The organism is Peristeroidobacter agariperforans (assembly GCF_004138335.1).
Classification (GTDB): Bacteria; Pseudomonadota; Gammaproteobacteria; order Steroidobacterales; family Steroidobacteraceae; genus Steroidobacter; species Steroidobacter agariperforans.
The window spans coordinates 1,820,974-1,834,060 of the sequence record NZ_RYFW01000002.1 but is presented as its reverse complement, the minus strand read 5'-3'; the positions used below and the strand labels follow the sequence as shown (position 1 = coordinate 1,834,060).

At 61.8% G+C, this 13,087-nt stretch carries 10 protein-coding genes and 1 pseudogene; 5 read left to right on the top strand and 6 right to left on the bottom strand.

Annotation, left to right across the window (positions count from 1 at the left end; genetic code table 11):
* Positions 1-57 precede the first annotated feature (57 nt).
* A complete protein-coding gene (locus EK373_RS21720; protein WP_129645773.1) occupies positions 58-303 on the bottom strand; it encodes an EF-hand domain-containing protein in 246 nt (81 codons plus the stop codon).
* Positions 304-314: 11 nt separating this feature from the next.
* On the bottom strand, positions 315-1,355 hold the full coding sequence (locus tag EK373_RS21715; RefSeq protein ID WP_198683502.1) for a universal stress protein: 1,041 nt from the start codon (positions 1,353-1,355) through the stop codon (positions 315-317).
* 261 nt (positions 1,356-1,616) lie between these two features.
* Here EK373_RS21715 and EK373_RS33825 point away from each other — a divergent pair, with 261 nt between their 5' ends.
* Positions 1,617-2,216, top strand: coding sequence for a DUF2238 domain-containing protein (locus EK373_RS33825; RefSeq protein ID WP_232831177.1), 600 nt, complete (start codon positions 1,617-1,619; stop codon positions 2,214-2,216).
* A 171-nt stretch (positions 2,217-2,387) separates the two neighbouring features.
* Here EK373_RS33825 and EK373_RS33820 read toward each other — a convergent pair.
* Positions 2,388-2,753: pseudogene (locus EK373_RS33820) on the bottom strand (AAA family ATPase); the annotation flags it as partial.
* A 337-nt stretch (positions 2,754-3,090) separates the two neighbouring features.
* Here EK373_RS33820 and EK373_RS21700 point away from each other — a divergent pair.
* The 4 genes from EK373_RS21700 (at position 3,091) to EK373_RS21685 (ending at position 7,948) form a co-directional block, all read left to right on the top strand.
* Entirely contained in the window at positions 3,091-4,059 is a 969-nt protein-coding gene (locus tag EK373_RS21700) for a ribose-phosphate diphosphokinase (RefSeq protein WP_129645770.1), read from the top strand.
* 82 nt (positions 4,060-4,141) lie between these two features.
* A complete protein-coding gene (locus EK373_RS21695) occupies positions 4,142-4,756 on the top strand; it encodes an OmpW/AlkL family protein (protein ID WP_129645769.1) in 615 nt (204 codons plus the stop codon).
* Positions 4,757-4,839: 83 nt separating this feature from the next.
* Positions 4,840-5,643, top strand: coding sequence for a hypothetical protein (locus EK373_RS21690; RefSeq protein WP_129645768.1), 804 nt, complete (start codon positions 4,840-4,842; stop codon positions 5,641-5,643).
* A 748-nt stretch (positions 5,644-6,391) separates the two neighbouring features.
* Complete coding sequence (locus EK373_RS21685) at positions 6,392-7,948, top strand: hybrid sensor histidine kinase/response regulator (RefSeq protein ID WP_198683501.1); 1,557 nt, start codon at positions 6,392-6,394, stop codon at positions 7,946-7,948.
* Positions 7,949-8,772: 824 nt separating this feature from the next.
* Here EK373_RS21685 and EK373_RS21680 read toward each other — a convergent pair.
* The 3 genes from EK373_RS21680 to EK373_RS21670 are packed head-to-tail and all read right to left on the bottom strand — an operon-like array spanning position 8,773 to position 13,082.
* On the bottom strand, positions 8,773-9,969 hold the full coding sequence (locus tag EK373_RS21680) for an efflux RND transporter periplasmic adaptor subunit (protein ID WP_157994479.1): 1,197 nt from the start codon (positions 9,967-9,969) through the stop codon (positions 8,773-8,775).
* An 18-nt stretch (positions 9,970-9,987) separates the two neighbouring features.
* Positions 9,988-12,354 carry an ABC transporter permease gene (locus tag EK373_RS21675; RefSeq protein WP_198683500.1) on the bottom strand — a complete coding sequence of 789 codons (2,367 nt, stop codon included), beginning with the start codon at positions 12,352-12,354 and terminating at the stop codon, positions 9,988-9,990.
* Positions 12,351-13,082, bottom strand: coding sequence for an ABC transporter ATP-binding protein (locus tag EK373_RS21670; protein ID WP_129645765.1), 732 nt, complete (start codon positions 13,080-13,082; stop codon positions 12,351-12,353). The genes EK373_RS21675 and EK373_RS21670 overlap by 4 nt, the downstream gene beginning before the upstream one ends.
* Between the last annotated feature and the right edge of the window lie 5 nt (positions 13,083-13,087).

Genomic DNA, 13,087 nt, shown 5'->3' with positions numbered 1-13,087 from the left:
CACGTGCCGGCTCCGGTCTTCCGCTTAGCATTGGCTCGCAACGACGACACCGCGCGTTCAATCCGAGCTCCACCAGTCCGCGAACTCGCAAAAATCGATCAACCCATCGGCATCCGTATCGATCTCGTGGAATCCGAGCCGCAGCTCGGCTGCCGACATGCCGGCCTCCATTCCTTGCATGAGCCGCGTGAACTCCTGGAAGTCGATGCGGCCGTCGCGATCCCGATCCGCCAGCACAAACTCCTCTTTCAGCTCCCTCGGGCGCGCCAGGTGCCGATCTGCGGAAGTGGGTGAATGGAACATGTCGTGAACCTCTAATGCGTGACGTAAGTGACGTTGCCGCCGGATTGCCCGTGCCGGGAAGCCAAGGCATAACGGCGAGGCCGTGGGATGGGCCGCCGATACGTCTGGCGCTCGACCAGGCTCTTGAAGCCGCGCGGCTTCAACACGAGCACATCGCAATCGAGCTTGTCGATCACCCGTTCGGCCGTGTTTCCGATGAACACTCGTTTCAATCCCCGCCGTGAGACCGCGCCCATGACGACCAGGGCCGCGGAGTGTTTCTTTGCGAGTCGCGGCAGTTGGAAGGCCGGGTCTCCTCGCACGACTGCCGCGTTGTCGGAGGGGATATCCGCCTTCCTCTGCAGCCGCTCGATGGCGCGCTCCAGATCTCGTTGGTATGCGCGTTGTTCGTCCTCGGTCATCGCGATCCAATGGGCCTCGACTGGCGAGCCCGTGATCGCGCCTTGGGGCAGGCTGTATGCATGACACAGCACGACTTTGCTCGGTCGGGAACCTGACGCTTCGATCGCGTGCGCGACGATCGTGTCATCGAGCATCGCAGGCTTGGCGTGCGCGTGCAGCGGGTCTACGGCCGCGATGATGGGTGCGAGCGAATTGAACTTATGAGATTTGCTCAGCCACAGCGGACAGGGGCAATTGCGGATCAGATCCCAATCGATGTTGCTCAGGAACATGCGCGCCAACCGTCCCGGCCCATGCGACTCGACCAGCAGCATGCGCGCATGGCAGGCGATCGCCTCTCTTACCAACGCGTCCTGGACCGGATAGTCACAGCGCACGGTGCTCGTCACCCTCAGCTGGCGAAGCTCCGCCCGTTGCGCCAGCTTTTCCAATCGTACCGTGCGCTGGTCGAGGTCGGCTTGCGCCGCCTGTCGAACCGTCGCGCCGGCACGTGCCAGAGCGCCCTGCGGAATGGCCAGTACGTGCACGATTCTCACCGGTGCGTCGTACAGCGTTGCCAATGAGGCTGCTTTGCGCAGGATCGAATGCGCCGAGCGATCCAGCGTTCGAACTGCGACAAGAATCGGCCGGGCGTTCTGGGTCCTGTTCATGCAGCTGCCTCCTGTGCGATGGGGACAGCGTAGCAATGCGCCGGAAATTGCCATTAAGGAGACCCGCTTAATCGCTCTCGGGATCGCCCGGGCTCATGCAACAAGGCACGTGGGGGGTGCTACGGAGCTACTGAGCACAATCCCGGAATGGTGCTTCGAATATCACCGGACTACGTTGGCCGTGTGGCTACTCCCCCGACGTACTTGAGGCACTTTTCTGTGGCACGCCCGAGTGAGCGACTGCCGTCGGTGTTACTCGCGGTGCTGATCGTGATCTGGCTCACCCTCGCCATCGAACCGGTGAGCCGCGAGGATTGGCTTCTCGAGAACATCCTCGTGCTGGTGACCGTGCCGGTATTGGTAGCCACGCGGCATCGCATGCGTTTTTCCAATGGCGCCTACGTATGCCTGTTCATATTCTTTGTTTTGCATTCGGTCGGCGCTCACTACACCTACTCTCTGGTGCCCTACGACGCGTGGTGGCAAACGGTGACCGGCAGCACGCTCAATCATATGCTCGGTTGGGACCGCAACCACTACGATCGGCTGATTCATTTCCTCTACGGTGTCTTGCTGCTGCAGCCTTCGGCCGAGCTTCTGGGCCGCTATGCTCCGGCCCGGGGTTCGTGGCGCTGGATCCTTCCCATCCTTTTCATCATGTCTCACTCAGTCATCTATGAACTGGTCGAATGGATTGCGGCGCTCAGCGTGGCGCCCGAGCTGGGGGATGCGTATCTCGGCACTCAGGGCGATCCATGGGACGCTCAGCACGACATGGCGCTTGCCACGCTCGGCGCGATCGTGGCGACGATGCTGATCCGATGGACGGACTACTCGCATCAACGAAGCCACGGTCGCTGACGCATACGTGCCGCGGCGACATCGAGCACGACGAAAGCGATTGTCACGCCGATGATTCCCGCAGCACTCAGCGATAGTGGCCGAGAGAACAATATGAGAGGCAACACCGCCTCGCCGAGCGGGTCGAGGCCCAAGCATTCCGTGCCAGGCCGTAGCTTCACCCGGCGCTTGGAGGATTTCCGGACGGTTGGTCGCGGCCATTATGATCACGCCGCGATTGGTCTCGAAACCATCCATCTCCACCAGCAATTGATTGCGTGTCTGCTGCCTCTCCTCGTGCGTGCTGAATCCAGTCACACCGCGCGCCCGGCCGAGCGCATCAAGCTCGTCGATGAAAATGATGCACGGGGCAAGCTCGCTTGCCTGATGAAACAGATCGCGCACCCGCGCGGCGCCGACGCCGACGCCGACGAACAGCTCGACAAACTCCGAACCGCCGATCAGCAGAAAAGGAACATTCGCCTCGCCAGCGACCGCCTTCGCGAGCAGCGTCTTGCCAGTACCCGGCGCTCCAACGATCAGTACTCCTTTGGGGATGTGGCCCGGGCATCGTGCAGCAGCGAGCCGCTATGGCCCAGGGAACAGAACTGTTTTGGAACCGCGATGCCCGACGCCAGCCGGGTGAGTGCCTGCAGTCGCGAGCCCTCCCCGCCGGCCAGGGCCAGCGCCCAGTTGTGCCCCGCGTCCCAATGAGTTTCCCAGCGCTCTTGTGACATCGATGTTCCCCTGTGTCACCGTCATGGATGCAGCAGCAGAGTGTCAGCTCCCACGACCATAAACCGCCGTGAACGGCCTGTGACGTTACGTAGTACACCTGAGTCGGTGCGTGAGTCCGCCAGTGGTGTCGCCCACGTCGCAGGCGCACAGTAGGACCATGCTGGTGTTCGCCCCGAAAGCCTCCTTGCAGCTGGGCACTCGCGTGGCCGAAGCGATGGAAACGTCGCTTGCTCGGAGCGAAGAACGTGAGTTCGACGGCGGCGAGCACAAGATGCGACCGATGGTGGATGTCTGTAACGAAGACGTCTACGTCGTGCAGAGTACCTGCGGCGACAGCAACGCCTCGGCCAACGACAAGCTGTGCCGCTTGTTGTTCTTTGCCGGCGCGTTAAAGGACGCGGGAGCCAGATGCGTCACCGCGATCACACCGTATCTTGCATACGCCCGCAAAGATCGGCGCACCCAGGCGCGCGATCCGGTAACGACACGATATGTCGGGACTCTTATGGAGGCCGCGGGAATCGACCGCGTCGTCACGCTGGAAATCCACAACGAGGCCGCCTTCGACAATGCCTTTCGCTGCCCCACCGTGCGACTCGAGGCGGCCGAAGTATTCGCTGCGGACATCGCAAAGCAAGCCGCCGACCAACCGGTCATCGTGATGTCGCCGGACATCGGTGGCGTCAAGCGCGCGCAGCGGCTTAGGGAATGTCTGCTTCGCACCCTGTCGCGAGACGTAGATCTGGCGTTCCTGGAAAAGCGCCGCGCGAGCGGCGTGGTGTCGGGCGCAACAGTCGTCGGGGATCTCAAGGGGCGAGCGGTCATCATCTACGACGACATGATCGCAAGCGGATCCACGATCCTGCGCGCCTGCGAAGCTGCGCGTCGTGCCGACGCCAAAGCGGTGTACGTCGCTGCCGCTCACGCCGCGTTTCTGCCGACGGCTACGCAACTATTCGAGGCTCGTGTCGCCGACGATGTTCTCGTCACAGACTCGGTCGAGCTGCACCCGCAGTTCGTTCGATGGCTCGGCGCTGGCTTGCGCGTTTGTTCAGTCGCTCCGCTTCTGGCCCGCACTATCCAGGAGCTCGCCGGACATCGCAGCCAGGCGAGTCCGCCGCGATAGTCCCGGAGTAGCTGAGGGATCTTCCTCAAGCGCGCGTCCCGCCGCTCGCTATACAAATCCGAGCGAGACACAAGGAGCCGCCATGAGCACACGAACCCCGCTCTGGGCATGTTTTGTTTTAGCCGCGCTGGCTCCGTCGGCGCAGGCGAATGACGACCTGCCTCGCCACTGGATTGCCCGCATTGGCGTGCATCCCGTCGATCCCAAGCCGAACAATCACGATGACTTCTACGTCGACAACGCCTCCGGCTTGTCGCTCGGTGCAACGTATCTGCTGACCAAACACTGGGCGATCGAGCTGTTCTCGGCGTTTCCCGCCGGGCACGACGTACACGATGCCACGGAAACGCGCGTCGCGCGCTTCACCATGATTCCCTCGAGCGCGACAGTGCAATATCACATCACTGACTCGAGCGGCACGTTCCGAGCGTATGCCGGGGCTGGCGTCTCGTATGCACACCTCGGCAGCGAGGGCACCAAGGCATCGCTCGCCGGTCAGTCGCTGCAGCTCGACGATTCGACCGGGCTGTCGGCAGCCATCGGTCTCGACATGTACCTCGGCTCGAGATGGTTCGTGAACATCGACGCCCGCTGGATGGACATCGATAGCTCCATGAAGATCGATGGCCAGCCCCGCGGCACCCTAGAGCTCGATCCTTATTTATTCGGTTTGTCACTCGGCCGGCGGCTGCGCTAGGAGGAACTATGAACGCGCCAACCGACTCTGAAGAACCGCAGGCGCGACGCTCATTTCGCCGCGCCATCGGTTGGATATAGGTCATGCCCATGGACCTCAGGACCTGCGCGCTTGCCTGTTGCTTGCTGCTGCCGATCGGCTCCAGCGCCGAGCCCGAATCGATCGACATGACGCTGGTCACCAAAGTCCGGCTGAGTGACTGCTGCATCGAGTATCAGGGGCTCATCACCACCGAAGCCAATGATGGCGTCTACGAGCTGTATCAGGAAGCCGCGCCCAAGCCGACGACCGTCATCATAGAAAGCCACGGTGGCAGCGCCGGCGCGGCGATCGAGCTCGGCCATTGGATACTCGATCATGAACTCGACGTGCGTGTGGACACGTACTGCTATTCCAGCTGCGCCAATTACGTGTTCCTTGCTGGCGAGAACAAGATGCTGGCGTCGCATGCCTCGCTCATGTGGCACGGCGGTGTCATGCAGCCCATCGATCGTCCGAAGCTCGAACATGTGCTCGATGACATGCTTGGTGCGCTGGAGCCGGAGGCGCGCGAAGCAGTACTTGCCGAGCGATCCCGTGATCGATTATTGGACCAGTTGCAGGCCTCACGTCTCGAGCTGATTGCGCGCGAAGCGCAATTCTTCCAGCGCATCGGCGTCGATCCGCGCCTCACCGTGCTCGGTCAGCTGTTCGAGCACGAGTTGTTGGCCAACGATCACGACTACGACGGTTGGGATCTGTCGGTGTCGGATCTGGAAAAGCTGGGTGTTCAGCGCATCCGGATCGTTGGCGACGGAGCGTGGGAGCCCTGGCCGTCCCGTGAGAACTTACAGGTATTTCGCATTCGGCTGGAAGCGTTGCCCGATTTCGAGCCGCGCGTGCCCTGAAAAACGTGTTACCAGTGCCTGAGCCCAATCCGGGGTCGTACTCAACTCGCGCGTGGATGTTCCTATATCTCGCTAGACATCCGTCGAAGAAACATTGCAGACACAAAAGCAGGAGCCGGCCATGCAAACAGCGTTGAGAATCACCTTCCGGCATATGGATCCGTCGGCGGCCGTCGAGGCGCGGCGTGATCATGCCGAGCAAAGCGACGATGTGTCGGGCAACGCGCGGGCTTAGCCTGGCGCTTGGATTTGCTGATTCAGGGCGGCGGTAACGAACGCCGTCGCCTTTGCCAGACTCGAGGAGCCGCCATGCTGGCCAAAAACTCCTCCTCTGCCGCTGTCGTGCGTGCCGATTTCGGATCCCATGCGGAACTCCGCTGAAGCGCTGCGGGGGTCGCGTAGCCGACCGGCGATAGGTGTAGCGATGCACGCCGCCGCCCCATTCCCCTGCTAAAGCGGTGTCTTACGACACGGTACAATCCGGCAATCCCTGCGGCGGCCGTGACAGTTCGCTGGACGATATTTCAGCCATAACTGCGCGCCTGCGCTAACGCAGTGACATACCAAACGAAAACTTGGCCTGTGACAGCTACGATCAGGGATGTATTATCTGCATTCGTGCGTTCACACGCCGCCTGCAAGCACTTGCCCCTGGATGGACGACAGCAAAGACAGCGTGGCGCCTCAATCGACCCGCGGCCCAAAGCCTGCTCGCTTGCATGGCGGTCGCCGCGGGAGGAACGAGCCGATGACGATCCATCAACAATTGTTAGCCGATCTGGTGGAGTTTGCGCCCGACGCGATGCTGGTCGTCGACGCGTCAGGTGGAATTCTCTACGCGAACCAGCGGGTCACCGACCTGTTCGGCTATCCACGCGAGGACATTGTCGGCCGCAGCGTGGATCTGCTGTTGCCGGAGCGCTTGCGCCCGCGGCACGCGAGCCATCGGCGCAACTTTGCGGAAGATCCACGAACCCGGCCGATGGGCGCTGGCCGGGACTTGCTCGGCCTGCGCTCGGACGGCACCGAGTTTCCATTGGAAATCAGCCTCAGCCCGCTGCGAGATGGGTTGGCGGCCGCCGCCATCCGGGATGCCAGCGAGCGCAAGCGCGCCGAACAGGAACTGATCAAGGCTCGCGAGATCGCCGATCAAGCGCGTGAAGAGGCCGATCGAGCCAACCTGAGTAAGAGTCGATTTCTGGCAACGGCCAGTCACGACCTGCGACAGCCGCTGCAGGCGCTCTCGATGTTGCACGGCACGCTCTCCCGGTTGGATCTGCCTCCCCACGGACGCGAAGTGCTCACCCAGCAAGGTCGGGCGATCGATTCGATGAAGCGCTTGCTGAGCGCGCTGCTCGATATCAGCAAACTGGAATCCGGCGCGGTGACGCCGCAGCCCTGTGAATTCTCGTTACATCAGTTGTTCGAGCTGCTGAGCACCGAGTTCTCGACCGCTGCCCGCTCCAAGGGCCTTGCTCTACTGGTCGAACAATCCAATTTCCACACGCGTACCGATCAGTCGTTGCTCGAACAATTACTGCGCAACCTGGTCTCGAATGCCATCAAGTACACCAAAGAAGGCAAAGTGATCTTGCGGGCGGTTCGAACCGCCGCCGGCGTTCGCATCGAAGTTCAGGACACGGGCGTCGGTATTCCTCAAGACCAGCTCGCCTACATCTTCGATGAGTTCTTCCAGGTGGGTGTCGCGAGGAACACGACTCGAGAGGGCTACGGGCTGGGCCTCGCCATCGTGCAGCGAATCGCCAAGCTCCTCGGATTCTGCATTCAGGTGCAGTCCGAGGTCGGCAAAGGCTCGACCTTCATGCTGGATCTGCCGTGCATCGATACCGGCAAGTCGGATCCTGTGGCAGATCCGTGCACATTCGACGTACAGCCGGCGCGACAAGCTCAAAGAGGCAAGATTCTCGTGACGGAGGATGAGCCCAGCGTGCTACAGGCCACGCGCTTGCTGCTGGAGCTCGAGGGTTATCAAGTCGTTGCTGCCGCGAGCCGCGAGGAAGCGCTGCAACTGGGTCGGGAGCATCCGGACATCGACTTACTGGTCAGCGACTATCATTTGAAGGAAGACCAGACGGGATTGAATGTCATCGCCAGCGTTCGCGAGCAACTGGGCCGGACTATTCCGGCCATCCTGGTGACGGGCGACACGTCCACGGCCATGCGCAAAATCTCCGGTGACCGACAGCTGCGGCTGGCGAGCAAGCCGATCGATGCGGAGGAATTGCTCACATTGATGGATGAACTGCTGAACGCCCAGCGCGTGCGTGACTCGCGAGTGTCCTGACGAGCACCGCGCTCAATGTAGCTGTTCGTCGCTTGCGCCGCCTTCACGACGAGCAAGTCGCAGGGGATCTGCTGCAACACGCTGTCGACGGTCGTGTCCGAACTCTCTTCTGCCCCTTTGGCGCGCGGCGTTGCCCCCATGACGAATACATTCCCGGCCAGCCGCGTCACAAACATACGAAGCCCCGAGACGCATTGATCGGCCGGGGCATGGGTGCGCAGCACGTGCAACTGACCCTCGAGCCGGTTAGCCAATGTCTTGCCCTCTGTCATGACGGCGTCGCTCAGGGAAAGACCAGGCTGCTCGGGATCGATGGCCGCGCAAATCAACGGGAGTTCCGGCCAGAGTTTTGGCTTGCTCAGCAGTAGCGGCGCCGGGCAGACTCGCGTCAATTCCGAATCGATTGCTGGCAGCACCGATGACTGCAACCTGCCCGCCTGTGTCGCATCCTTGATCACGAACCGCGCACCCTTCAGGCGTGCCACCAGCGCAGTTTTCAGCAGATCCGCTGGTAAGGCTTCCGTGCTCACGTCCAAGCCATTGGCCCGCAGAAAGCTGGCGAGATTACGCAACTTGCCGGAGATCTCCCTCTCCAGAGTGCGAGCCCCTTGGCCGGCTGCGCCCCAGGAAAGCAGATCCATGCGTGTTTGATATTTTTTCGCCAGTAGCGCGCCCTTGGCGAGCGCGGCGTGATGGCGGGCCGTCGGATCGACGATCACCAGGATTGTGTCGGTGTGACTCATACGAGCAGATCATTCGCCCAATCCTTTCCGATCGTTATCTGAGGTTGTCCGTAACCGCTCGTATAAGTCCCTGAGCGCCGACTACTCACCCGAGCGCGCGACGATGCGTGTCCCGTCCTCGATACGATCGTTGGGGTGTACGACGATGCGCTCACCCGGCGACAGGCCGCTGACGACTTGTACTTGCGTGTCGTTGTGCTGACCGACGACAACACCTCGCAGTTGCGCGATGCTGTTCTCGACGGCGAACACTGCCCATCGCTCGCCATCGCGAAACAGTGCCGACTGCGGCACTTGAATGGCGCGATCGGTCTCCCAAACGACGATGCTCGGCTGAACCCGATACCCGTGGCCCAACCGGCGCCACCGCTCGCGCGGCTCCGTCAGATCGATCAATACATTCACACGCTGCTCTTCGATTCCGAGTGCCGACACTTTGGTGAACGCAAACGGCTCGACACGCCTCACGACGCCCGCAAGAGAGCCCCACCCGCCCCAGCCCTCGATGAGGACACGCTGACCGGCGCGCACGCGCACCGCCTCCTCCGACAAAAGATCCACTTGAACCTCCATGTTTGCCGGGTCGCCAATCTCCAGAATCGGGGTGCCCGCGGTCACGACGGCTTCGCTTTCCTGCAGTACACGCAGCACCGATCCGGAGACCGGCGAGTACACGATGACGCAGTCGCAATCTTTCGCCGCCTTGCTCACCTTGGTCGGATTCAACAGCCGAGCCTGTGCCTGGACGTACTCGGATTGTCGCATCCGCAAGCTCGCCTGAGCCTCCGCCACCGCCGCAATAGCGGTCTTCGCACGGCGCTCAGCCGCATCAAGATCATTTTGCGAGATGCTCTGCCGGCTGGCTTGGAGACGCCGCAGTTCCGATTGAGCGAAGTCACGTTCAGCCTCGGCGCGCCCCAACTGCGCTTGGGCAAATTTGGTTGCAGCATTCGCCGCATCCACACCTGCGCGCGCCTCGGCAATTGCACGCTCATCGAGAAACATCGGGACCGAGGGCTCCAACCGGGCGATCACCGTTTGATTCGGCGTCACGCGGTCGCCTGCCTTCAACTCCAAACGACGCATGAGCCCCGCGACGGGCGCAGAAACGACGAACACGTCGCGTACACGCGCTTCGCCTTCGTCGCTGATCGTCACCTGTAATGCCGCCTGTACCACCTCATCCAGGTCGACTGCCACGGGCTTGGGACGGAACAACCAAGCCAGCGCCGCCAGTAGCAAGACGACCAGCGGAGCCCAAGTGAGAATTCTTCGCATGTTCGTCCCACCCATGGGTCACTCACGAGTTTTGAGCACAGCAATGAGATCGAGTCGATCCAGACGTCGGCGCACCAGCACTGCGGACAGGGCCGTCGACGCGATTGTAACGATCATGGCCCAGGCATAACTGGACCCTTCCAGCACGAAAGGCACTCGATAGAGCTCAGTCTTGAACGCAGCAACGATCACCCGCGCGAGCAGCCGGCCGACGAAACAGCCGAGTGGCAAGGCCAGCGCCGCGAGCAAGGCAATTTCTCCCAACAGCAGATAAGAGATCTCGCCGCGCGTGAATCCCAGGACGCGCAGCGTCGCAAACTCGCGTCCGCGTTCGGACAACGCGATGCGAGCAGCGTTATAAGTTACGCCGACCGACAACGCGCACGAAAATACAATGAAGAAAGAGACGAAGATCATGAGCGTCCGCGCCATGGTTTCGTCAAACATCTGGATGTTCGCTGCGCGCAGCGACACCGCATTCAAGCGCGGCAGCGCCTTGAGCTCTGCCAGCAAGTTCGGCAACTGCAGAGAATCGACGCGCAGGTGCATGGCGGACACGGTCTGGGATTCCCTGAGCAACCGAGCCAGTGCGCGATCGTCGATATAGGCCGGCGAGCCGATATACGTCTCGAAGATCCCCGCCACCGGAACCTGCAGCACTTCACGCCGACCTTCGAGAATCTCGACCGTGATCCGATCGCCCAGTTTCACGTGCAGCAACTCGGCGAGCATCGACGAGATCATCAAGCCTTCCCGCGGCAAGGTCAGCGATTTTCCGTTTGCGTCGTATACGCGATAGAGACGTTGCTGCGTAGGCAAGCCCTGCAACGACTCGCGCTGTTCGCGCCAGCCGAATCGAAGCTTCGCCGGAACGATGCGCATCGGCTCGACCACCTGCACGCCCGGCAGGCGTGCAACGTTATGAGCCACGTCGATGGAGCGCGGCTCGGCGAAGATCATCGTCACATCCTGCGACTGCGCCTGGCGAAAATACACATCGACCATGTGCTCGATAGCGTCGAGCCACTGAAACGAGGTGACGAGCACGGCGACGCCCATGGCAATACCGCCGCAAGTGGTCAGCGTTCGAATGGGCCAACGCCAGACCTGCCGAATGATGATGCGGGTCAGCTGTTCCAGCCGTTGCGCAAAGGCGTAACGCGCGATGCCTATGCGACGGAACATCGGTGGCGCCGGCGGCCGCATCGCCTCGGCCGGCGGCAGTGAGGCCGCGGCGTACACGGTACGCAGAGCGCCGAGCAATGCCGCACCGAAGCCGATCAATGCCGCGATAACGAAGGCGGTCGGCGCCGGCCGGTACAGGAGGAACGGAAAGTGATAGAACTCACCGTAGAGCCTGGTTTCGTACCAGCCGAGCCAGTAGCCCGCGAGCCAGCCCAGGAGGATGCCGAACGCGCCCATTGCGAGAACGAACTTCGCGTAGTGCCAGGCGATCTGCGCGCGTGTGTATCCGAATGCTTTCAGCAGCCCGATCTCGCTGCGCTCGAGGGCGATCAACCGCGCCAGCACCATATTCGTCAGAAACGCGGCGACCAGCAGGAACACAGTCGGCAGAATACGAGACAAGGTCTGCAGCTGTTTGATCTCGTTCATCAGAAACCAATTGGAGAGCTGATCGGCGCGCTCATAAGCTCCGATGCCGCCGTAGCGGTTGAGGATGCGATCCATGCCAGCGATGACATCCTGCGCCCGGGCGCCTCGCAGCAAATGCACGCTCACATCGTTGAACGCACCTTCCAGATCGAAGGCCGCTTGCAAGGCAAGCTCCGGCAGCCACAGCACGCCGAAGCGCCGATCATCCGGCATCAGCGCACCGGGACCGATTGCATATACATACTCCGGAGAGAGCGCCGTGCCGACGACTCTCAGCTCGCGCCAGGTGCCGTTGAGCACCGCCTTGATCGTCTCGCCCGCGTAGAGCGAGTGAGCGCGTGCGAACGGCTCGGACAACAACACTTCATCATCCGAATGCGCCGCCGGCATACGACCAGATCGCAAGGTGAGCAAGTTCAATCGAGGGACGGCGTTATCCGGTAGTGAGACCAGTCGACCGACGACCGGCTCCTCGAACCCTTGGATATCGAGGATCGCGCCTTCGACGACGCGAGCTTCGACGGTCTGCACGCCAGGCAAGGCTGCGATCTCCGCGAGTACCCGCTTCGGCGCCCGTTTTACTTGCGCGAACACATGCGCGAAGCGGTAACGTTCGTAGTACGCGCGGGCGGTCTCCTCGAGCGCTTCGACGGTGGACAGGCCCATGACGAGCACGCCAATGCCCGAAGCCATGATGAGGCCGATGGCGAGCACTTGGCCACGCATGCGCCACAGGTCGCGCCATAACTTCTTGTTGAGCGCGCCGCTCACCACGACAGCTCCCTCGCCGCACGGCGAGTCGAGTTGCGAATCTCATGGTGGATTTGACCGTCGCGCATGTACAGAACGCGGCTGGCCATGTCAGCGATGACGGAATTGTGAGTAATGAGCGCGGTTGTCGTGCCGAGCTCCGCGTGAATGCGCTCGATAGCCTGCAGAACCAGTATCGCGGTGGGACTGTCGAGCGCACCTGTGGGCTCATCGCACAACAACAGGTTGGGTCGCTTCGCAATGGCTCGTGCGATCGCCACACGCTGCTGCTCACCGCCGGAGAGCTGAGCGGGAAAGTGATGCAGACGCGCGCCGAGCCCGACTAGCTGCAAAGCGTCTTCCGGTTGCATCGGCCGGCGCGCAATCTCGGTGACCAGCGCCACGTTCTCGAGCGCCGTGAGGCTCGGAATCAAGTTATAAAACTGAAACACGAAGCCGACGTGTTCCCGGCGATACCGCGTGAGCGCGGCATCGTCGAACGCCGTGAGAGGCTGGCCGAGAAAGCTCACATCACCGCTCGTCGGCGTGTCCAGGCCACCGAGGATGTTGAGCAGCGTCGATTTGCCGCTGCCGGAGGCGCCCAGCAATACGATGAGCTCGCCTGAGACCAGATCCAGATTCACTCCGCGCAGCGCCTGGACTTCGACTTCGCCCGAGCGGTAGATCTTGCTCAGCTCCCGTGCTTGCAAGACCAATGGTGGCTCAGCCGTCGTCGCGAGGGTTTCCATACGAA

What these genes read in the sequence shown, in the direction of transcription:
- EK373_RS21720 (WP_129645773.1), bottom strand. Translation starts at nt 303, where the DNA reads ATGTTCCATTCACCCACTTCCGCAGATCGGCACCTGGCGCGCCCGAGG.
- EK373_RS21715 (WP_198683502.1), bottom strand. Translation starts at nt 1,355, where the DNA reads ATGAACAGGACCCAGAACGCCCGGCCGATTCTTGTCGCAGTTCGAACG.
- EK373_RS21700 (WP_129645770.1), top strand. Translation starts at nt 3,091, where the DNA reads ATGCTGGTGTTCGCCCCGAAAGCCTCCTTGCAGCTGGGCACTCGCGTG.
- EK373_RS21695 (WP_129645769.1), top strand. Translation starts at nt 4,142, where the DNA reads ATGAGCACACGAACCCCGCTCTGGGCATGTTTTGTTTTAGCCGCGCTG.
- EK373_RS21690 (WP_129645768.1), top strand. Translation starts at nt 4,840, where the DNA reads ATGCCCATGGACCTCAGGACCTGCGCGCTTGCCTGTTGCTTGCTGCTG.
- EK373_RS21685 (WP_198683501.1), top strand. Translation starts at nt 6,392, where the DNA reads ATGACGATCCATCAACAATTGTTAGCCGATCTGGTGGAGTTTGCGCCC.
- EK373_RS21680 (WP_157994479.1), bottom strand. Translation starts at nt 9,969, where the DNA reads ATGCGAAGAATTCTCACTTGGGCTCCGCTGGTCGTCTTGCTACTGGCG.
- EK373_RS21670 (WP_129645765.1), bottom strand. Translation starts at nt 13,082, where the DNA reads ATGGAAACCCTCGCGACGACGGCTGAGCCACCATTGGTCTTGCAAGCA.